This window comes from Lacibacter luteus (assembly GCF_004118265.1).
Lineage (GTDB): Bacteria > Bacteroidota > Bacteroidia > Chitinophagales > Chitinophagaceae > Lacibacter > Lacibacter luteus.
Window position 1 is genome coordinate 1 of the sequence record NZ_SDHW01000011.1, and the last position, 21862, is coordinate 21862.

Sequence of the window (21862 nt, forward strand, 5' to 3'; positions counted from 1 at the left end):
TTACTCTGTGCCTTTGTGCCTCCGTGGTTCAAACCTTTCCAGGCGTAGCACCGCAACTCCAATCATACATCAGCCATGACTTCCCTATACAACCTCTTGTACATCTCCCCCACCTCCTCAAAACTCTTCGGCCTCTCAATGCCCTCTTTCAATTTTGCAACAAGCCCTTTCTCCTCAATTAAACGAAGCAATTGTTGTTTCAACGAAGCCACATCATTAAACCTGAACAACAATCCATTTACTTCCGGTTTTATTTGCTCAGCATTTCCGTACACCTCACTTGCCAACACAGGAATACCTGCTGCAAATGCCTCCTGTATTACCAACGGACTCATTTCCGAAAAAGTAGAGCACAAACACAACACATCGTGCGCCTGCATGGTTGTAACAACATCCTGCTGCTGTAACTTTCCCTTCCATACAATATTTTTTCGATCACTTGTTTTTGAACGAAGCTCCTGCTCATAAACTGCATCATCAGAATTGCCATAAACAGAAAGCTCCACCAATGCGGGATCGATCGTGCGCAAAGCTTCAACAAGCAAATGCAATCCTTTAAACTTATTAATGCGGCCAAGAAAAAGCAAACGTAGCGGACTACCCGCTTCCCTCTCCTTTACAGCATCCACATTTACTGCCAATGGCAGACCCTGCGGTATATAACTGATCTTATTTTCACTGATGCCGTTTGCAAGTAATACACGTTTATACCAGTTAGTGATGGTTACCACACGATCGCAATGTGCGATCAACGCATGAAGATCGTTTTGCAGTTTAGCAATAATCGGCACAGTACCCAATGCAGTGCCGATTTTGTTATTCCATTTAGAAGCATCAATAGCCAGTTGATGCAACATAGCGGATGTATTTACCAGGTAAGGAGCAGCTTTTACATAACCTCTTGTGTGCAGGTAACAGCTGCTGCATTTTTTCAGATCGATCACGCCATCACACAATACCTCCCCTTTATAAACAAGCGTTCCCGTTTTACACGAATACCCCGCAAGATGAAACGTCATGATCACTTTTGCACCTGTTGCCTTAGCAGCCTGTACATGTTTCAGCGTAATACCATTACTTCCCGCCAGTTCATGAAAGTGAACTATATCCGGCTGCTCATTTTTTAAATAAGCAATAAAATGGGGTAACCCATCAGGAGCACGAAAACCCATGATGAGCGAACGGTCAACAACCGATGGCTCGGCATATTGATGAACTGCTAAGCCATCATACACATAATCCGCAGCAGTTTCTTTTCCATAGTTAGGAATTACGATCTGTATAGCAACAGCATGCTGTTGCAACTGCTTACTCAATGCCCAGCTGTACACCTCGGTACCTGCTGTTTGTTGCGGAAGAAAATGGTTGAGGACCTGGAGAACTTTCATGGCTTAAGACCTAAAACTTTTTTCCAGGAGTATTGCCACATTTTATGACGTACTGGACCAACAAAATGGCGCAGAGCAATTTCGTTATAATTAACACAATGCGATAATTTGAAACTATCCTTCCCCCCAACTACAAACAACTCTACGGGCATAACTTTAAATTGCTCCCTTTGTGCCAGTAAATGAGCTGCAGTCTGATCACTCCAATAGTGAAGCTTCCCATTTTCAATTTGATTACTCAGATAATTGAAAATAAAATCCCAGTCTGCAGGTTTGTTCAATACCAGAAACCCAAAGTTTAATGGCTGTTCGTTTAAAGGCAGTTCAAATGCAGGATCAAAATATCCCTTGCCTTCATCAACAATATACCAATTGCTTTTTGCAAATTTTTGACTGTACTCTTTAAATTGCTTATAAAAGAGTATATCAGAATCTGTAAATAAAACAGGTTGACTGAAATCATTTAATTGTCGTAGCAACTCAACCTTAAGTAATGTAGGATATTGTTTAAAACAGGAGATCGGCAATCCTCCTTCCTTTATTTGAATATCACAAACTTGAACTCTATTAATTGAACGCAACACAGCCAGCTCATTCGATTTATAAGATCCATCATTATAAACAATCCAGGAACTCGGCACTCCTACGTTTCTGTAAAATGATGCAATCGAATAAAGCTGATCTGCAAACTGTTTGCTTCCAGAAAAACTTACAACATTAAAATCGGTCGTTTGTTGTACAGTATTCAGCCAGCTCGGAATGAACTGATCAAGAAAAGAGAGTTTCTTTCTTTTTGCTGTCGTTTCGGTAATATATCTGATTGTTCTTCCTATCATTTTGCTCCCTTTGCTTTTGCGATCATCCAGTCCATACTGAAAGCCCTGCCTTCTTGTACAATTTTTATTCTGTCAATTTTAGACAATGACGTATATATATCCGGCAATTCAAAAATCTTCCTGTTGTCATCGTAGCTGGCAGCATATTCAATTACATGCGTGTTTGCAAACAATTGATGGAGGTATTCTTTTACATCTTTTTCGTGCATTGGGTGAAGTTCAATGATAAGATCGCTGGTCTTCAACTGATCAATAGTATCCCTTACAAAAAGATGACGTTCGTATCCTTCACAATCACAAATGATCAATGATCGCTGGTCCAAAACGAGTGCGGCAAGATTTTCTGCTGTGCATTCTTGTTTAACTTCAACTTGGGATGATACATTGTTCAGTGCGGCCATTTCTTTACAAAGTTGCTGCGCTGTTTCACTAATATCAAAGGCATATACTTTTGCTTGCTTAAACCGTTGGGCCAGCCCTACTGCATAAAACCCTTCTGCACAACCAACATCAACAATACATGAGTAGTTGTTTTTTTCCAATTGAAAAAAAATATCTGCCAATTCACTTTCATAGGTGCCTGAAAGCTTAGGAAAAATAGAGCTACCGTAAGATGCAAAACCCGGATATTTTAATCCTTTCATAAACCCTCCTCTTACAGTAAGATCGCTGAAAAAAATCTGTAATCTCTGTGTAGATATGGAGTGCTCCTGTAAACTTCTTCTGTAACGAATAAACTCATAGGTTTTGTAAAGAATCCGTATAGATGCCGTTCCTGCCTTTGTTTTAACAAAAGCGTCTGCAATTTTATAAATGAGATTCATGCGGTTATAACTTATCAGAAAAATTAAAACTGTTAACTAAAGGCTCATCAGTTCGTTCAACAGGCGAATAATGGTAGGTATATCTTTTAAACAAAAGACTGATATCTCTTAGCCTTAACCCGGCTTTTTTATATAGCTGTATAAAGTCAGAATATTTTCCCTTTAAGAGTGTATTTTTCAATAAACGTCTTATGAACGAACCCCGGATACTTAGTTCCAAATCTTGTTTCTCATCAGCATCATAAGATTGCATGATTTCACAATCGATCAGGTATCCTTCTAAGAAATTCCGGTAGTCTTGATTAACCCTGCTCGATGCCTGGTTGCTCGACCTTCGCCAGAAAACAAATCCCATTGGCACAAATAGAGCGTTACAGGTAAGTGCAAGTTTTTTTTTAATATAGGTGTCGCCTATTGAGTATTTCTGAGACAATCCGCCGGCTGCCCGTAACTCTTCCACACGAAAAACGGTTTCCGCAAAACCAATTACAGCTAAAGGAAGTGTTGTGCCATAAATGAGCCGGATCAGCTCATGTGATTCAAAAACATAAGGCATTATTGCAAAATCAATATTAGCTGGTTGTACCCCCCATATCGTTTGTGCATTTGGAAAAGCCTCAATATATTCCGCCAGGTTGCGGAGCGTATGTTTCAGTAATACATCATCGCCATCTACAAAAAGCAGATATCTGCCTTTGGCCGATTTTACAACAGCATTCCTGTTTGCATACTCTCCAATATTTTTGTCGTGTCGCATAGCAACAATTCTGGAATCCTTGTAATTATTTACAATCTTCCAGGTGTCATCACTTGAGCAGTCGTCCGCAATAATATATTCAAACGATGAATAGCTTGATGCCAATACGCTTTCAATTGCCTGGCGCACCCATTTGCCTGAGTTATATGTAACTGTTGCAACTGTAAACAAAGGCTGTTCTACATGCATGTCCTTTCAAGTAATTCGGTTAATGTTTGTATTTGCTCGCTCTCGTTATAGTTACAACAGATAGCTCTATCAGGGAAAGCCCTTTCCCCGCACAATATCGCTTCCAGGTCTTCCTGGTTTGTATACAGCAACCCGTTGGTTTCATTTATCAATTCAGGGGCACCACCACTGTTACGTACCAATACACGCAAACCCGCTTTGTTGGCTTCAACAATCACCCGTCCGAACGCTTCCGAACGGGATGCCACGATCAGCACTTCGTATTGCGGCATTATTTCTTCTTTTACAAAAAAACCTGTTTCAATATTTATCTGTTCTTCCAATTGATTCGTACTGATGAATTCTTTCAGCAAATGCAGGTAAACTGCATTTTCGCTGGGGCCTTTAATATGTAACTTCACAGTTACACCTAATTGCTTTGCTTTTGCTACCGCTTTCAGAACTTCTAAATGACCTTTTGATTCGGCAAGCTGACCAAACATCAGATAAGTGGCAATTTTGTCCTTAGGTACAGGTTTTGCAGCATTCCAGCTTACCGGCTGATAAATACGATGTACGGGAACGTTGGGCAATAATGCTTTAAACTTGGTTGTTACAGCTTCCGAATTACAGATGATCAGTTTGCTCCAATGCTGCATTTGTTTATACGCTTTTTCCGGTTTACCATAACCGATACGAAAACCAAAATCCTCTTCACCATATTCATGAATCCACCATACATGTGGAAGTTGCAAACGATAAGCAGCTTTGGCAGCTACAAACGGAACAAGTGTATTGGTAAATACAAACGATGCCCCGGTTTCTTTTAGCAGTTTACGTATTATACGTACTGCAAGTTGAGTGCGAATGAGTCGCTTTAATCTTCTTTTAAAAGAAAAATTACTATCAGCCCATCCATATTGCGGAACAATACTTATCGTAACCTGTCTTTTAGTAAGTACGTTACGCATTGTTCCTTCATGCGGTAATATTACATGAAACCGGTAAGTACCCCGCAATGCATCAATATATTCGAGCATGGCAATATTCGCTCCGCTTAAATTACCCTCGTGCGCCTGCCATACAATCAATGGCTTTTCTTGTTGGTCGTTTATAGGAACTGGATCGTTCATTCGTATGAAAGCACCGGACACAACCGCATCAGTTTTATTCCCGGCAATTCGAGTTATTAGTGTCTAACAAATTACAAGCGAAATGCCGCAACCCTTTGTGTTCTCTGTGAACTCTGCGTGCAACCAATTGCAAGCAAAGCGCCGCAACTATCTGCGTTTATCTGTGCACGTCAGTGGCCAATCAACTTCTTGCGAAGCGAGCAAGCAATTTTGAGCTCTCCATTACCAACTGCAACATCCCGTCTGGATGGCTTCAGTCGAACAGGAGTGATTCTATTTCTTCCTTGCAAGCGCAGCACCGCAACCTTCTGTGTTCTCTGTGAATTTTGTGTGAAACCAATTGCTGGCGTAGCGCCGCAATCACCGCTTATATCGCTCTCCCCTCCCAAAATGCCCTCAAAGCCCCGGCTGTTTGTCTCGAATAACTCACTCGTGGAAAAGCATGTAGTTTATTTATTGCAGTTACTGCTTTTTTCAAAAAAGTTTGATCTGTCTTCGACAGTTCCGACAAAAATGCGGTCCATTTTGTCTTCTGTATTTTATAATCACAAACAGCATGCAGATTTTTAAATGCAGGCAGTTGAAATATCTTTTCAATGATTTTTCGTTCTTCAATCGTAAACCGATCGCTCAGCGATTGCGTTTTGGAGTTTTCGTGCAGACGAAAATGCACCAGCAGTTCATCAAGCTCCTTTACTTGCGGAAAACGATACAGGTAACGGATATACAGATCCCAGTCAAAAGCATAATGAAACTGTTCATCAATACCTCCGCTTTGCGCTATCAGCTCTCTGCGCATCCACACACCCGGTTGTACAAACTTTACTCCGGGCTCCCAGCACATTAATCCCTTTGCGTTTAAGTTTTGATTCGGGATAATTTCCTCTTCCGTTGTTGAAAAATTCCGCACCTTCCCTGCTACCATCTGCACTGCTTCATCAGCAAAAGCTGTTGCAATTTTATGTAAAGCCTCCGGCTCCAGATAATCATCACTGTTAAGCCAGTTAAAAATTTCACCTGTGCAAAGCTGCAAGCCTTTATTAATGGCATTGGCTTGTCCCTTATCTTTTTCACTTACCCAATAGGTAAGATGTTGTTGGTATTTTTTTATAACCTCAACCGTATGATCGGTACTTCCTCCGTCGATGATGATATATTCAAGGTTGGGATAATTTTGATTAAGTACGCTCTGAATGGTTTCCTCAATAAAATGTCCTTGATTATAAGATGCAGTAACAATTGATATCTTAGGATAATTCACCATCGTCATAATCTTAATAGCTGAGATGTTTTTTATAATAGGCCCTTATCATCCGCATATCATTATTTACATACAGTGCCAACCCATATATCCAGTAAACCATTCGCAATAGTTTCCCTTTATTAAAGGGCCGCTCATTAATCGTTTCCCTGAGAACGGCTGCTTTCGAACGTTTATTCAAAACAATTGCCCGTATACATTCGCTGTAAAGAGTTAGTACACCGTACGATCGCTCAAATCCGTTTTTCATCTGAATAAGATAATCCTCTGTTAAGCGTATCGAAGGAATAAAATGTTCATATTTTAAACGCTCATCGTAAAGCAACCTGTACCCCATTAAAACAATCCTGTTACAAATTTCAGAATCATCTCCTGCGGTTACAGCTTTACCACTTCTGCCTGTTAATAAAAAAGGAAAATCTTCATCAAAACATTTCTCAGCTATATGTTTTCGAACAGCAAGACCCGCCCCCCACAAATACAGCCTTTCGGTAACGTCGCCCGACTGCATCGCTTGCTTACCCACAGCATAAGCATTTTCTTCTGCTTTAAACCAGGTTGGTATCATTTCGCCATTTTGCACAGCTATTGTCGATTGCCCTCCAATTGCTCCTGCCTGCTCATTGTTTTCAAAAAGTGTAAATACCGTTTGAATGTAAATCTCATCTAACCAGTTATCATCATCACAAAAAACAAGGTAATCATAAACAGCTGCACGTATGCCCGCCTCTCTTGCATGAATTAACCCGGCCTTTTGCTCCTTTACCAGCTTTAGTTTAACAGGATGATTTTCCCAAACAGTTAACGCTGCATTTACAGTATTGTCTGTGCAATTATTATCAATAAGAATTACTTCCCAACAAGCATCTTCTTTCCACATTTGCCCTTTAAGATGTTTGAGTGTAGCCCCTATACGTTCTGCACTGTTATAACAACAAATGATAACCGAAATACCTTTCATCTTAAACGTTGTTTATCATTTTTTCAAACACGGCCCCCAAAGCAGCAGCATTGTATTTTTCCAATACATTTCGCCTGGCTTGTGCTCCCAATCCATATCTTATTTCCGGATTTTCCAATAAATAACAAATTGCTGCTGCTATTTCCGACGCATTTGCAGGATCTGTAAGTATTCCTGCTTTCGGATCTGCCAGCATATCTTCCATTCCTCCGTTTTTACTGCCCACTACAGCTCTTGCCGCACTCATTGCTTCCAAACAAACTGTTGGAAAATTCTCCCACAAACTAGGGTACACACATAACACCGATTCGGCCAGGTAACCGGGTATTTTTTCTAACGGAACGTGTTCTATAAACTCTAACCGGTCATTATACTCCGCTAACTTTTTTTGAAGAATTTGTTTGCCGGTACAACCTAATGGTTGTATAAACGAATCGCTCCCGATAAAGCGAAACTTCGCCTCCGGATGTTTTTCTAACACAGCAGGAATCACTTCTCTAAAAATCAGTATCCCCTTTCGCTTTTCAAGCCGTCCCAGGTAAGTAATAGCTGTGCTTGCCGATGATGGAAGTATAGACAGGTAACCCGAATCGGGTATATAAGGGTTTGGTAAATGCGCAATCTTCGAAAGAGGCAGCTTCCATTTACGGGCAACAATCGTTCGCAGGCTTAATGACGGAGATGTTATATAATCTGCAGCAGCAGTAAATATTCTTTCATCTTTATAAACAGCTTCGTTTTTTTTCCAGTATTTGCTCGGCTTTTGAAAACGTCTGTACGCTCCTGTTATAACCCGCAGCTTCTGTAAAAATGATACCGGTGCATTTGCTTCATTTAACTCATCCATTAAAAAACTGGGTGTATGCAACTTTACTACCAACTTTATTTCGGGATATGTTTCTTTAATTAGTTTACCGTCGGCATTAAATTCAGGGCTTTCAACCACATCAAATTTTTTCCACTGATGCCTTACAGTAAACACCGGCAATATTGTTTCTTTAAACCGTATTCTGTCTGTCTCTGGTACACGATGTACCACTACACCATCCACCTCTTCGCTTACTGCTCGTGAAGTACTTGCACAAAAAACTTCCACATCATGCCCTCTTGAAGAAAGCAGTTTCGCCCATTGGCGGGTGTAGGTGGCTATTCCTCCTACTGCTGTATCTGGCGGATATTCATAACTAACTAAAGCAATTCTCATTTGCTGAAGAAAGATTTCAACTTAGTTATTCGACGCAACAACTTAAACGTTGTTGATTGTTCAATCGCATCAATATATTCCATATCCTTTACCAAAAGTGGAAAATGCTGTTGCAATACCTCAGTTCTTCTACGGTTAATTTTATCCAGGTTCGCTGGGTTATTGCTCATACTGTCGCCAAAATCGAAACGGATGAAGGGCTGTGCAATGTATTGTGTGCTTGCACTATGCAATACAATGGAGCGTATAAAAAATTCCCAATCGGCAATAATCGGACTGTTTTCGTTATACAGTTCAAACCGCTCAAACAAACTGCGTTGAATAAGCGTTGCCTGGTGATTAAGCGATTGACGGTAAAAAAACCGGAAGCTAAGTGTTTCGGGCATCCGGTACAATTCGCCGGTAGCGGCATCTGTATAATCGGCATACACAATTTCTGCAACAGGGTTCGCTTTAAAAAAAACCTGAAGCGAATCTTTGCTGTTGTACACATCGCCGGCATTGAGGAACTGAATATACGTTCCCCGGGCCCGGGCAATGCCCTTATTCATTGCATGATATATTCCACAGTCTTTTTCGCTAACAGCATAACCAATCAGGTGCTTATTCTCTTCCAGCAGCTCCCGGCTGCCGTCTGTTGATCCGCCATCGATTACAATGTATTCGTAGTCTTTATACAACTGCCCGCCTACACTTGCTATTGTTTTGGCTAATCCTTCCCGGTTATTATAGTTAACCGTTATTATACTTAATGTAATTGCAGACAATGCTGAAAATTTAAAGTCCTAATGCCTCTTTCAACTCAGGATGTAGTAAGCCGGTAGAGCCGCTGTTGTTGTTTTTAATTCCAAATTGCAGGTCAAACTCCCAAATTCCCCAGCCAATTTTATATTTCTCAAGTATTGTTCGAACATCATAGAAATAACGTATCCGGCTATCATTAGGTGGCGCATGCTTTACCGTGCCAAATTCATTGCATATCAGTTGTACATTATTTGCACGGCTCCAATCAAATGCTTCACTTAACCATTTATCTACAGAATCTTTATTAATCCGTTGGTTACCATAAGTAGTTAAAAAACCTTTTAATTGCGGATCATTCGTTACATTAATCAGCGGAGCAACAAGTTCCGGGCTCGATGGATAGGGCACATTTGCAGCAAACTCTATATGGTCCCAACCCGAAGTAATACTACCCTGGTGTGTAAACAGGTAGGGGTCGTAGAAATGAAAATTGTAAATAATATTTTTACCCTTTACAGGCGGGGCAGCTTTTAACCCCTTTATAAAACTTCTGTTGCCTGTTAATACCAGGTAATGATCTGTTGTAATTTTCCGTATAGCAGCAACAATTTTTTCCTGCGTTTTTGCCCACCAGTTATCGGGCACCCATACTGTACTGTCATTACGCACAAAGGGTTCATTATACAATTCGAAAAATAAATCGTTAGACGAATATTTTTTATACCGCTTAACAACAGCCTCCCAGTAGTTGATAATTTTATTTTCAAACCCCGCTTCCGTAACAATTCTTCTTTCAAAAAAATTATCTGCATGTATACCATCGAGCATAACGGCCAAACCCGCATCAATGGCCATTTTAATAGCACTGTCGAGGTAAGCAGCATTTGTACTGTTTAGTTCGGCAGGGTAGGCTTCCTGGAATAACACGGTTCGGCCGACAGGTATGCGTATATAAGTAAACCCTTCTGCTTTTATTTGCGCAAGCACTTCCTGTGTAAAACGGGTTTCGTAAACAGCGGGATTGGCGCCATCATTAAACCAACCTATTAAGTTAACTCCTTTGGTAACCTGCTTCGGCACTAATAAAGGCTGCTCGTAACTGTTATCACGTTTGCACCCTGTTATAAAGCAACAGAACAGGCTGATTGTAATCGCAAGGAATTTCATAAGCGTATAGGTTGTGTGTGTGTTACTAACGATTACCTAACGGTAATACAAGTTTTTTATTTCACCATTTTAAGCACAGCATCCAGTTCCATTATGCCGTATTGCCCGTACAATCCCGGATACAAGCGCTTCAACAGATCTCCTTCACTGGACGCAGGTGCAAACCTGTTTATCCATTTACGCTTTAGCTTAAGTAACAGGCTGTCTTTAACCGGCTGTCTGTATGCTGCTGCCAACTGCATGTAAAGCTCTGCTACCTGTTCGCCTGCCTGTTTACGGTAAAGTGCTGCAAGTTCCTGTTCTCTCCGCTCACCACCGGTACCCGATTTGTGTTGTGCATGAATACGGTAAAGCGATAGCGGAGCCTTTAAGGGTTGTAGCTTGATACCTCCGGTTGCTGCCCGTAAAAACCATTCCCAGTCAAACACAAAATGTAATGCAGTATCAAGCTCACCTGTTTGTTGCCATACCTCTTTACTCCAGAACGATGATGGCTGAATAATATAATCGTACAGGTTTAACGGGTACAATGCAGCCTGTTTACCAACATCACTTCCGGCAACATATACTTCGGTACCCGCCTCGCCAAAATGAATGCAATTACCAAAAAAAACAGCTTGCTTGTTTTCCGCAGCAACATATAGCTCTGCCATTTTAAAAAGAGCCTGCGGCATATACAAATCGTCGCTGTTTAGCCATGCTAAAATTTCGCCGCTGGCCATTGCAAATCCCTTATTAATTGCATCGGCCTGCCCCTTATCTTTTTCGCTTACCCAATAATGCAGTTGCGATGCATATTTTTTGATGATGGAAACAGACCCATCTGTACTGCCACCATCCATAATAATATACTCCAGGTTGGGGTATCCCTGACCCAATACACTTAAAATAGTTGCTTCAAGATATGCTCCCTGGTTATACGATGGCGTTACTACTGTTATCTTAGGATAGCTCATTCGTCTCTTCAGTATTTCTTTCGTTAATGAATTGCTGCCAGAATTCTGGCTCATATTTTTCCCACGCATGACAACCAAATGGCAATTTCCGATTATTTAACTCATATAAATAGGAGGGATTGACTTCAAAACTAAATAACATAGCATCATCTATGGGCGCAGTTCGAAAATCATGAAATGCTGCACCGGCTATTTCTGTCCAATAATAATCTTCAAACTTTGTAATAGGTTTAATTGCCTCTAATAATAGCGCAACGTCTTTAATCCGAAGAGGCTTTTGCAACAGCCCTACTACCTTTTCGAAAGAAAAGAGTTTAAACAAATGAAGTTTATTCCAACCCGATTGAAATTTTCGTAAATAATATAATCTTTGAATAACCTTTAAAGCGGTACGTACATTGCGTAAGGAAAACCCTCCATTGCCAACGCCAATCGTTTTATAATTGCCTGTACCATGATTCCAACCTTCAAACCAGGGAGCCCCAATATAATCATAGCCTTTGCTACACCACATTACAAGTTCGTCACGAAAAACCCATGCATCTGGCTGTGTTATTAGAATGTACTTATATGTTTTAAATCGTTGGTAAAACTGTGCTTCAACCAATAAGTTACTATAGGTATAAACAGATTCGAAATAATACGAATCAAAATATACCCAATCAATCTCTATAGTCAGCCTAGTTCGTTCCATGAAATGATTAGAATCGTATCCATAAGGTGCGACGATAGAAATATGATATTTTTTTAAAATTGTTGCTATTTGCCTGATTGAACTAATCTCTAAATCATTTAATTGCGAGGGTGTTCCATGAACAGGTATAACTACTGCAACTTTCATTTCCTATATCAACTTTCGTTTAAAAAGCTCTTTAGAATAAAAATGGTGATTACTAAACTATAAGGCTAATAAATTAGTCTTAAAAAAGACTTTTTACACGTATTTTCCCAATTACACATGTTACATCCTTAAAATAAAAACGAATTCAATTTCATTTTTTGAACAGTTTAAAAGGACTAAGTAAGAAACTTCCAATTTTGTAGCTCTTTGATTTTCTAATCCAATCGGCTCCCTCTTCCCTTGCATGTTTATAAAACTCTTCGTATTGGTGACGTTTTACCGTCTCACTTTCAAATAAACTACTTATTGGTAAATCACTGGCTAACGGCTCATTACTAGCCACCGCAACGAGATACATTGGAACGAACTTCATGAAGAGATCAATGTCATTAAAATCTCCAGAATGGTAACTAATTCTTTGATCGCTATTTTCAGATAAGAGCAAAGAACCGTTAACCATGTTTTGAAAATACATATTCACGTGCGAAAAGTAATTGCTTATTAACTCTTTGAATTCATCTTGATAAAGTTCTTTGACGTGAAAAGGATTACTGTATTTCCTTTCATCAGAATAATACTTTTTTTCTGGTGTTGAAATAATTAGAATGCCTTCTGGCTTCAAAACCCGCTTGATCTCAGCTATCATTTCATGATGTTTATCATGATGTTCAAGAGTTTCAAAACTTACAACCATGTCTACAGAAGCATCTTCTAGAGGAATTGCGTCAGCCCTACCTAATAAATATTCAAGATTTTGTACTTTATATTTCACTTTTGCATTTTCAATTGCCTCTTTATCAATATCAACCCCATAAACTCTTGCGGCATTTTTGGCCAATAAACTACTCCCATAACCTTCTCCAGATGCCAAGTCTAATACCACCTTACCTTTTGAAAGGTTACATGCAATAGCATACCGATGCAAATGCTCTACTGTATTCTCGTTAAAAATGAAAGTTTCTAATCTTTCTCCTGTAGCTTTTTTAGTATTATTCATGTTCTATTTTTTTCATATTCCAATTAAGTTTAGGTCTTACAATACCGGGAAAGTGACCGCCATACTCTCCCCTGGCATTTTCAGCTTCAATTAAATCTGTTACTATAAATGATACTACTTCCATTTCATGAAAGTGGATGCTGAACGGTACATAACTCATAATAGCAACGCTAACTTGATGCAATCCTTCTGCTAGAAAATTTGCAGGTATATTAACTATAGCCTCGTATGTGCCTTTTGGAATAAACTCATTTATCTTGCCCTTATCAACATCATGGGAACTTAAAATATGAATACCACTTTTATCAAAAAGATTAAATCCATGCGTGTACTTAAACCCATCTGTCAAAACTTGATACCTCATCACTATTTTTATAGGATCCACAGTAAAGAACGAGTCTTTCACTTGGCCGATTTCATCGCAAACTTTTACCTCTAATAATTGAACGAAGTTATTACCAGGCTTCTTCTCATTGGCAGTCCAATATCTTCGTGATTGAGAATTACTATTCCCTTTCAAATAATAGTTAATAGCAGCGTCTGAAAATCCATTAAATCCAACCGTTCCATTATTCAATACAATAACCCTATTACATAATCTTGCAATTGCGTCCATCTGATGGCTTACAAACAACACCGTTCTTCCTTCTTTCTCACTAACATCTTTCATCTTGCCCAGGCACTTCTTCTGAAACTCCGCATCACCCACTGCCAATATTTCATCCACAATTAAGATCTCCGGTTCAAGATGTGCTGCTACTGCAAACGCAAGGCGTACATGCATACCGCTGCTGTAGCGTTTAACCGGTGTATCAATATAACGTTCTACACCTGCAAAGGCAACGATCTCATCAAACTTGCGGGTAATTTCTTGCCTCGTCATACCCAATATGGCACCGTTGAGGTAAATATTTTCACGGCCGCTCAGCTCGGGGTGAAAGCCGGTACCAACCTCCAGCAAACTGGCAACACGGCCTTTAATTTTAATACTGCCGGTGGTGGGAGCCGTAGTGCGGCTCAGCAATTTCAGCAGGGTACTTTTACCGGCGCCGTTACGGCCGATAATACCCAGCACCTCGCCCTGCTTCACTTCAAAATTCACATCACGTAAAGCCCACACATAATCGCTGCCGCCGGTTGTGGTGCGGTCGTTCGCTTCCCCGATTTTTAAATACGGATCTTCCTTACCTCTTACACGATGCCACCAGCGGTTTACATCGTGGCTGATGGTGCCTGTACTCACCTGGCCCAAGCGGTATTGCTTGGAAAGATTTTCTACTTTAATAACGGTATTGCTCATGTGTAAATATTCGTCGGTACGGGCGCTGCCCGTGAGACGTAAGAAATTAAAAAATCATTTTCAAAAAAAAACCGCACGGTTTATAAACGTAGCCACGGCGCTTCGTTACCCCGCAGCCTGTTCAACTGCTGCGTTGGTACAACAGTTTTGTATTCCAGAAATCAATAAAAAATTTACAGTCGCCCGATTGAAGAATATAACCGCACAATTGTTTAATTGTTTGCACAAACAGCCTTGCATTGATATGCCGCAGGTTATAGTTTAAATTGGTACGGCAGGCAATAATGATGCGTTTGCGTATTACTGCATGGCATTGTTTACCCAACACCGTATACATGGCCAATGCATTGCCCAGTGTACTTTGGTAGTAGTTTGCCTTTGTTTGTGCTTTCATAAGATTACGGTCGTGGTAACGGTAACACACAGGCGAAGTGGCGACATACCCCATAAAGCTGTTGCAGCTGAGTACGGCCATAAAAAACTGATCGAGTGCCGGTGCGGTTTGTACAACGGGTTGTTGCAAAAGTGTTGCCACAGCTGCCTGCTCCATTACCAGCGAACTGGTTACCGGTCCGCAGAAAATAAGATCCTGCGGGTACAGATTGCGGCGCATGTTTTCGGTAGAGTTAAAAAGAAAACCACCTGCTGCATCTACATCCTGCGCTTCGGTAAATACAATTCTGCAACTTTTATTGTTTACAAAAAACTGTTTTACTTTCTGCAGTTGCAATGCATCGGTATAATAATCATCCCCATCAAGCCATGCAAGATAATGGCCATTTGCTGCTGCAAAAGTTGCCAGTAAATTATGCCGGTTGGGATGCACGCCTTTTATTTGCGGCCTGTTTTTTCTGTTACGGCAATAGTAGCGGATGCGGTGCGGATATGCAGCTGCATATGCCTGGCAAATAGCTCCGGTGCCATCTGTCGATCCATCGTCGCCAATGATCAGCTCCCAATCGAAATCGGTTTGCTGCATCAATACACTTTCAATGCATTGCGCAATAAATTGTTCCTGGTTGTACGTAACGGTACAAACCGAAATAAAAGGTTTATTGGTACTGCTATTGTTCAAAAAAAGAATAAACGCTGTTAATCACCTTTTGCTGTTCTTCCTTGCTTAACTGCGTATGCAGTGGTAAACGCACCAGCCGCTCTTCGAACTGCCCGGCATAAGGTAAATGATCGTTTACCTGTTGTGCCTGCATATAAGGCGAACGATGCAGAGCCAGGTAGTGAAACAAAACCTGTATGCCCTTTGACTGCATAAATGCAATAAAACTGTTCCGCTTGTTTGCATCGGGCAACAATACATAAAACACATGTGCATTGTGTTGTGCATACGAGGGAACTGCAGGCAAAGCAATAAATCCATTCGCTTGCAGTGGCTCCAAAGCGGTAAAATAATGCTGCCACATGTTTAGCCGCTGCCGGTTGATTTCCTGCGTACGTTTTAACTGCTGTACAAGCAAGGCCGCACTGATATTACTTATTTCGTAATTGCCGCCGTTACCCACCCACTCAAACGATGTTGTTTCTTTTCGCAAAAAAGCTGCTTTATTGGTGCCGTTATACCGAACGGTTTCGGCTATGGGTAAATAGTTGTGGTTGTTTACAAACAAAGCACCGCCTTGCAAACAACTGATGTTTTTCTGACTGTCGAATGAGATAGCACCAAGACCGCCAATTGTTCCAAGATATTGGTTGTTGTACTTGGCCCCGATGCAATGGGCCGCATCTTCCAGTACAGGAACTCCTGCATCGGCTGCAAGTGAGAGCAGTTCGTTCATAGCACAGGCCACACCTGCATAATGCACTACTACAATAGCCTTTGTTTTTTCGGATAGTTTTTGTTTTATGCTTTCAACATCCACATTCGGGTGTGTTGCTGTACTATCGGCAAACCGTATGGTTACACCCAGTTTTGTAAAAGGAGTAACCGTTCCCACAAAGGTGTACGACGGAACAATCACTTCATCGCCCGGTTTTAACTGCAGCGTTAATGCTGCTATTTCAAGTGCAGCTGTACAGCTGGGTGTAAGAAAAGCTGTTGTGTTGTATTGTTGCTGTAAATAGTTTTCACATTCGGTAACAGAACGGTGAAACTGCCCTTGCTGCATTTGCAGTACGGCATCCTGCAACAAAACGCCATCGTTCAATTCCACAGCCGGTTTAGATAACAAGATCATGCGCTGCAATTTCTTTTACCGGTTTGCAGGGATTGCCGAAAGCAACCACTCCATCGGGTATATCTTTTGTTACTACACTTCCACCACCGATTATACAGTTACGGCCGATCTTAACCCCATCGAATACCACTGTACCCATACCCAGCATACTACCTGCACCAATAGTACATGAACTCGCAATATGTGTACCCGGCATAATGCTGCAAAATTGTTCAATTGTTGTATGATGTCCCACACTTGACTGCCTGTTGAGAAAAACAAAATCCTGTAGTGTGCTGTGTGCCGATACAACCACACCGGGTTCGATGTAAATGCCTTTGCCGATGCTTACGGTTGATGCAAGCGTTGCTTTGGAAGAAATAATATTGATCCATTGATCTTCCTGCTGCAACTGTGGCAAAAAATGATCGGTAATTTTTTTTCGTGTTCCGGGTTTGCCTGCACCCAATACAAGATTGGCGGCAACTGTTCGCTGTGCAAATCCGGCTTCGTCTGTTTCGGTTAGTTTCAGCAGCTCATTCCTGTAAGGATATACAGCCGGTACCGTTTGATTATTGACCAGCACTGCTTCTGTATAACCAAGCTGCCCGATTGTTTCCAGCAGAAACGACAAATAACCTTCGCTATTACCGAGTATGTACAGCATGATTATAAAAACCTTTTTCGCCTAATAAACGGGAAGGCATTACTTTCCGTTCGTGCAATGCCAGTAATTGATGGATGCGTTTCAGCAACGCCATGTTACTGGCCGGTATCGTTCGTTTGCGATCGTACCAGGTATTATCTTCCAGCCCAACCCTTACACCGTAACCCGATGCAATGGCAATAGCATTAACCGGCAGTTGGCGTGCACCCAATGCACCTAATGCAATAAAGTGCTGACTGTTATTTATTGTTTGAATTTCACGAATAGCATTGCCCATCTGTGTTAATTCGGCCTGCATACCTGCAATATTGCCAAACAACAGGTTCCAGTAAAACGGCCCTTGAATAATCTCCTTTTCAATGAGGTATTTGCCATAGTTGATCATACCCATATCAAAACATTCCAGTTCGGGATTAACACCGTAGGCCTGCATCTTGTCTGCTAACGCAACAATTGTATCGGGGGTATTTACGGATGCCTGGTTAATAAAGTTGAGCGAACTGAGTGTAAGCGAACACATGTCGGGCTGCAGTTCAATTACTGCCGATCGTGCTGCAAACGATTTTGTATTACGGCCCGAAGTGCTTAAACAAATCAACAGATCGGGACAGTGCCTGCGAACACCTTCAACAATTGCCTGGTATACTTTTGGATCGCTGGTTGCAGTTTCGTCGCTGTTGCGTGCATGCAAATGAGCAATAGTAATACCCAATTCATATGCAGCATGTACTTCTTCAATGATCTGCTGCACCTGCACAGGCACATGCGGTGTATCACCGGTTGTGGGCACCATTCCCGTTGGACAAAAATTAATGATCGTGTTTTCTGGCATAAGCGGTTATTTAAGCATTGCTAAACTTTCGCTTCAACAGGAGTACTTTTTTTACTGAACCTTCTGTAACTGAAAAAACAAAACAGCAGATAAACCGAAACAGCCATTTTTAACCATACCGAATACATGTTCAGCATATAAGGACGCACACTGATGCCATGTGCTCTCACCTCACCAAATAATAACCCAAGACTTTTATAGATCATCTTTCCGGCTACCGGTATTTTTTCCCAATTGGCATAACGAACATCAGCATAGTTGTAGGCCTTATTATAATCGGCCGGCACCAATGGCTGGTATTGCTGCCAGCTGCTTCTTATTTCATCAAAACCAGCCCATGCTCCATCCGCTCCCGGAAAAGTAAGCAGAAACAATGGATCAATTACAGCCCAACGTTGCACGTCTTTCAAAAATACCTCCACAATAATATGACCGCCGAATGTGCCGTTTACTTTCATTTGCCCGATGCGCACTTTGTAACCGGAAAGTTGTAACGATCGGCTCAACACTTTCGAAAAACCACCGCAGGCTCCATGGCCATACATCAGATCTTCATCTACCGAATGAAACAATTTGTTTTTCAAACTCAGCTGCTCGGTATTGTTGAAAACTGCATTCCGGTTATACATCATGGTATGAATGGTATTCATCAGCCTGCGGATGTACGCTGTGTCGTTTGTTGCGGAGGCATTGTTTGCTTTTGTTGCCCTGATAATGTTGTAGTAAAGCGCATCTTCATGCTGGCGCTCCATAAACAAAAAAGCAATACTCAAAAGAAACAAAACATGAATTAACAGGTGTCGGGGGCTGTGATAAACACAGCCTAGGTAAGATGTTAGTTTTCGCATATCAATAGTTCGACCTTTCTACTTATGCAAAGTTAAAAGATGAACTACACATATAAAAAAAAACTATACCGTATCCATAAACGTGCGCTCCACTTTACTGAAAATAAATGCTCCGGTAATCAGAACCACCAGCATAAACAGCATGCTGTAGAGCAATGAGCTTACGTCGAAACTGCCTGTTTTAAAAAGGGCATAACGAAAGCCTTCTACCAGTGCACTCAAAGGATTCCATGCTATAAGCCAGGCATACTTGTTTGCCTGTAGAAACGACGAGGGATAAGCTACGGGTGTAGCATACATAAGCAGCTGAACTGCAAAGCTGATGAGTACGGTAAAGTCACGATACTTGGTTGTAAGCGATGAAATAATAATTCCTAAACCAAGTCCTATACCTGCAATTAAAATTACCAATACGGGAATAAGTAATGTATGCAGCCCCAATTGAATGGGTTGCTTGCCTGTTGCTGCAAACCAGGTCATCACTACTACCAATAAACCGAACTGGATACCAAGTTTCACGATGTTCGACATCACGACACTTAATGGCAGCACAAGCCTTGGAAAATATACCTTCCCGAAAATACCGGCATTCGCCACAAACGTATTCGAAGTGGCTGTTAAGCATGCCGAAAAATAATTCCAGATGGTAATGCCACTCATGTAAAACAGAATAGGTTCAATGCCATCGGTTTTAATACCGGCTATAGAATGGAACACCAACAAAAATGTAAGTGTTGTAAGTATTGGTTGTATGATATGCCACACAGGGCCTAGTACAGTTTGTTTGTACTGCGCCACAAAATCTCTGCGTACAAAAAGCACCAGCAGATCTCTGTACCGCCACACTTCTTTCAAATTAAGATCGAACAACCCCGCCTGCGGCTTGATCTCCAGATCCCAATGTTCGTTTGTATCGTTCAAATGACTCATAAAAAAATTGATAAAAAAACAAAACCCAAATCACAAAAGCCAAACATCCAACATCCGGAATCAGACATCATAAATCAGAGATCTTCTTCGCAGGATTGCCTGCATAAATTCCTGGCTCCGAAATATCTTTTGTTATCACTGCTCCCGCACCAATCACAACAGCATCACAAATATTCACCGGTAAAATCGTTGCATTACTACCGATGGATACATTGTTGCCGATCGTTGTTGTCTTCCATTTGCTTTGATCGCCTGATGCCGGTTTGCCATCACTGAAAGTATCGTTGATAAACACCACAGCATGACCAATAAAACAATCATTACCGATCGTTACCAGTTCGCAGATAAACGAATGACTTTGGATACGGCAGTTATTACCGATAACAACGCCCGTTTGTATTTCTGTAAACGGACCAACAAAGCAGTTGTCGCCCAACGTACATTCATACAGATTCGACGGTTGCATGATGACTACATCATTTCCGGTAGTAACATCCCGTACTGCAATTTCTTTTAGTATAAACCGATTCATGAAATGTTATTTGCCGCCATTGCGAGCCTGCGAAGCAATCTTCCGATACGAAGAAGAATCAAAACAGATTGCTGCGTAGCACCTCTCTGAAGTATTCTGCAAATCCTACATCAGACATCAAACATCCGCCATCATCTCGAAGCCTTATAAAACTGTTCGATCATCTTCACACTTTGCAACCCTTCTTCGCCTGTAACATAATGCTGCTGCTTACCTGCAATCACTTTTAAAAACGCATCATACACTTTTGCATGATTATTCATCGATCCCTCATACCCTTTGTATTTATTTGAGCCATTACCTGTAGTAAGCTTCTTAACATCGATCATTACCGGCTCCTGGTATTCCAATGTATTGAGATAAGGCCCTCCGATCTTGATCGTTGCCTTTTCAGCAAGAATCGTGATGGAGCCTTCGTAATTTTTATTCTTGCTGTTGGTGCTGTAATGCAAGCTGCCGGGCACCCCGGCTTCAGTAATAAACGAGAATACACCTGTATCGTCAATCTCGATCAGATCAGTATGTGCAACATTTGCAGTAAAGCCCTTTGTTTGCTGAATGCCGCCAAAGAACCAATACAGCAGATCGATAAAATGACTGAACTGTGTAAACAGCACACCACCATCTAATATTTTCGTTCCCCTCCAATTTGATTGCTGATAATATTTTGCTCCCCTGTTCCAGGAGCAGTTGAGTTGAATGCTGTACACTTTGCCGAGTTTATTCGTCTGCAAAAGTTGCTTTACTGCAACTACAGGCGGATTGAACCTGTTTTGTTTAACGATGAGCAAATGCCTGTTTGCTTTCACCGCTGCTTTGATCATGCGTTTACCATCGGCCGAAGCAATGGCCATCGGCTTCTCACACAACACATGTAACTGATTGCTGAGCCCTGCAATGCTGTGCTCCGCATGGAGGCCGTTGGGTGTACAAACAATCAACGCATCAGCAATTACCTGCCGCAGCATATCGTTAAGTGAAGTATAACCAAAGCAGGAATAGTTTTTTGAAAACGCTTTTACCTTTCGTTCATCCACATCGCATACTGCCACTAATTCACCTTTTTCAGCAGCCAGCTTTGCATGCCTTTCGCCAATTGCGCCACAACCAACCAATAAAAAACGTAATTTTTTCATGCCATGAATGCCCGGTCCTAAAAACGCTTTCTTGCCTTAAATAAGTGGCAATATTAAAACTTCAAGATCGCACACAAAGAAGTTGTCAACTTTTCATTAGCCTGCAACACCGGAAGTGACCGTGCAGGCACATTTGCTGTTAACGACAGCAGTACAATTGTTAAATCAAGGCGAATTCCGAAAACCAGGCTGTATATTGGTTTTCGGGGTCC

The 21862-nt window shown here is 41.2% G+C and carries 22 protein-coding genes; all 22 read right to left on the minus strand.

Features of this window, described 5'->3' with window-relative positions; all coding sequences use genetic code 11:
• Positions 1 to 62: 62 nt before the first annotated feature.
• Entirely contained in the window at positions 63 to 1388 is a 1326-nt protein-coding gene (locus tag ESA94_RS21055; RefSeq protein ID WP_129132942.1) for a glycosyltransferase, read from the minus strand.
• On the minus strand, positions 1385 to 2224 hold the full coding sequence (locus ESA94_RS21060; protein ID WP_129132943.1) for a hypothetical protein: 840 nt from the start codon (positions 2222 to 2224) through the stop codon (positions 1385 to 1387). Before ESA94_RS21060 ends, ESA94_RS21055 begins: the two co-directional genes overlap by 4 nt.
• Positions 2221 to 2868 carry a methyltransferase domain-containing protein gene (locus ESA94_RS21065; RefSeq protein ID WP_164972824.1) on the minus strand — a complete coding sequence of 216 codons (648 nt, stop codon included), beginning with the start codon at positions 2866 to 2868 and terminating at the stop codon, positions 2221 to 2223. Before ESA94_RS21065 ends, ESA94_RS21060 begins: the two co-directional genes overlap by 4 nt.
• 184 nt (positions 2869 to 3052) lie before the next feature.
• Positions 3053 to 3994: a glycosyltransferase family 2 protein gene (locus ESA94_RS21070; RefSeq protein WP_129132945.1), complete on the minus strand. Its 942-nt coding sequence runs from the start codon at positions 3992 to 3994 to the stop codon at positions 3053 to 3055.
• Complete coding sequence (locus ESA94_RS21075; RefSeq protein ID WP_129132946.1) at positions 3985 to 5106, minus strand: glycosyltransferase family 4 protein; 1122 nt, start codon at positions 5104 to 5106, stop codon at positions 3985 to 3987. The genes ESA94_RS21070 and ESA94_RS21075 overlap by 10 nt, the downstream gene beginning before the upstream one ends.
• A 367-nt stretch (positions 5107 to 5473) precedes the next feature.
• Positions 5474 to 6376, minus strand: a complete 903-nt coding sequence (locus ESA94_RS21080) for a glycosyltransferase family 2 protein (RefSeq protein WP_205756035.1) — start codon at positions 6374 to 6376, stop codon at positions 5474 to 5476.
• A gap of 4 nt (positions 6377 to 6380) precedes the next feature.
• A complete protein-coding gene (locus ESA94_RS21085; RefSeq protein ID WP_129132947.1) occupies positions 6381 to 7328 on the minus strand; it encodes a glycosyltransferase in 948 nt (315 codons plus the stop codon).
• A 1-nt stretch (position 7329) separates the two neighbouring features.
• Positions 7330 to 8532: a glycosyltransferase family 4 protein gene (locus ESA94_RS21090; protein ID WP_129132948.1), complete on the minus strand. Its 1203-nt coding sequence runs from the start codon at positions 8530 to 8532 to the stop codon at positions 7330 to 7332.
• Positions 8529 to 9299, minus strand: coding sequence for a glycosyltransferase family 2 protein (locus ESA94_RS21095; protein ID WP_129132949.1), 771 nt, complete (start codon positions 9297 to 9299; stop codon positions 8529 to 8531). Before ESA94_RS21095 ends, ESA94_RS21090 begins: the two co-directional genes overlap by 4 nt.
• Before the next feature lie 10 nt (positions 9300 to 9309).
• Positions 9310 to 10443, minus strand: coding sequence for a glycoside hydrolase family 5 protein (locus ESA94_RS21100; protein ID WP_129132950.1), 1134 nt, complete (start codon positions 10441 to 10443; stop codon positions 9310 to 9312).
• 56 nt (positions 10444 to 10499) lie between these two features.
• On the minus strand, positions 10500 to 11453 hold the full coding sequence (locus ESA94_RS21105) for a glycosyltransferase family 2 protein (RefSeq protein ID WP_164972826.1): 954 nt from the start codon (positions 11451 to 11453) through the stop codon (positions 10500 to 10502).
• Positions 11386 to 12240, minus strand: coding sequence for a DUF5672 family protein (locus tag ESA94_RS21110; RefSeq protein ID WP_129132952.1), 855 nt, complete (start codon positions 12238 to 12240; stop codon positions 11386 to 11388). Before ESA94_RS21110 ends, ESA94_RS21105 begins: the two co-directional genes overlap by 68 nt.
• Positions 12241 to 12391: 151 nt before the next feature.
• Positions 12392 to 13237: a class I SAM-dependent methyltransferase gene (locus ESA94_RS21115; protein ID WP_129132953.1), complete on the minus strand. Its 846-nt coding sequence runs from the start codon at positions 13235 to 13237 to the stop codon at positions 12392 to 12394.
• Positions 13230 to 14537: an ABC transporter ATP-binding protein gene (locus ESA94_RS21120; protein ID WP_129132954.1), complete on the minus strand. Its 1308-nt coding sequence runs from the start codon at positions 14535 to 14537 to the stop codon at positions 13230 to 13232. Before ESA94_RS21120 ends, ESA94_RS21115 begins: the two co-directional genes overlap by 8 nt.
• Positions 14538 to 14658: 121 nt before the next feature.
• Positions 14659 to 15612, minus strand: a complete 954-nt coding sequence (locus ESA94_RS21125; protein WP_164972827.1) for a glycosyltransferase family 2 protein — start codon at positions 15610 to 15612, stop codon at positions 14659 to 14661.
• The gene (gene rffA, locus ESA94_RS21130) at positions 15602 to 16726 is read right to left on the minus strand and encodes a dTDP-4-amino-4,6-dideoxygalactose transaminase (protein ID WP_129132956.1); all 1125 of its coding nucleotides are present in this window, start codon (positions 16724 to 16726) and stop codon (positions 15602 to 15604) included. Before rffA ends, ESA94_RS21125 begins: the two co-directional genes overlap by 11 nt.
• Positions 16710 to 17372 carry an acetyltransferase gene (locus ESA94_RS21715; RefSeq protein ID WP_129132957.1) on the minus strand — a complete coding sequence of 221 codons (663 nt, stop codon included), beginning with the start codon at positions 17370 to 17372 and terminating at the stop codon, positions 16710 to 16712. The genes rffA and ESA94_RS21715 overlap by 17 nt, the downstream gene beginning before the upstream one ends.
• A complete protein-coding gene (locus ESA94_RS21140) occupies positions 17353 to 18204 on the minus strand; it encodes a BKACE family enzyme (protein WP_129132958.1) in 852 nt (283 codons plus the stop codon). Before ESA94_RS21140 ends, ESA94_RS21715 begins: the two co-directional genes overlap by 20 nt.
• A gap of 20 nt (positions 18205 to 18224) precedes the next feature.
• Positions 18225 to 18977 (minus strand): hypothetical protein, encoded by a 753-nt coding sequence (locus tag ESA94_RS21145; RefSeq protein ID WP_129132959.1) that lies wholly within the window; start codon positions 18975 to 18977, stop codon positions 18225 to 18227.
• Between the two features lie 138 nt (positions 18978 to 19115).
• A complete protein-coding gene (locus ESA94_RS21150; RefSeq protein ID WP_129132960.1) occupies positions 19116 to 19982 on the minus strand; it encodes an ABC transporter permease in 867 nt (288 codons plus the stop codon).
• Between the two features lie 67 nt (positions 19983 to 20049).
• Positions 20050 to 20514, minus strand: a complete 465-nt coding sequence (locus ESA94_RS21155; protein ID WP_129132961.1) for an acyltransferase — start codon at positions 20512 to 20514, stop codon at positions 20050 to 20052.
• A gap of 131 nt (positions 20515 to 20645) precedes the next feature.
• Complete coding sequence (locus ESA94_RS21160) at positions 20646 to 21650, minus strand: Gfo/Idh/MocA family protein (protein ID WP_129132962.1); 1005 nt, start codon at positions 21648 to 21650, stop codon at positions 20646 to 20648.
• Between the last annotated feature and the right edge of the window lie 212 nt (positions 21651 to 21862).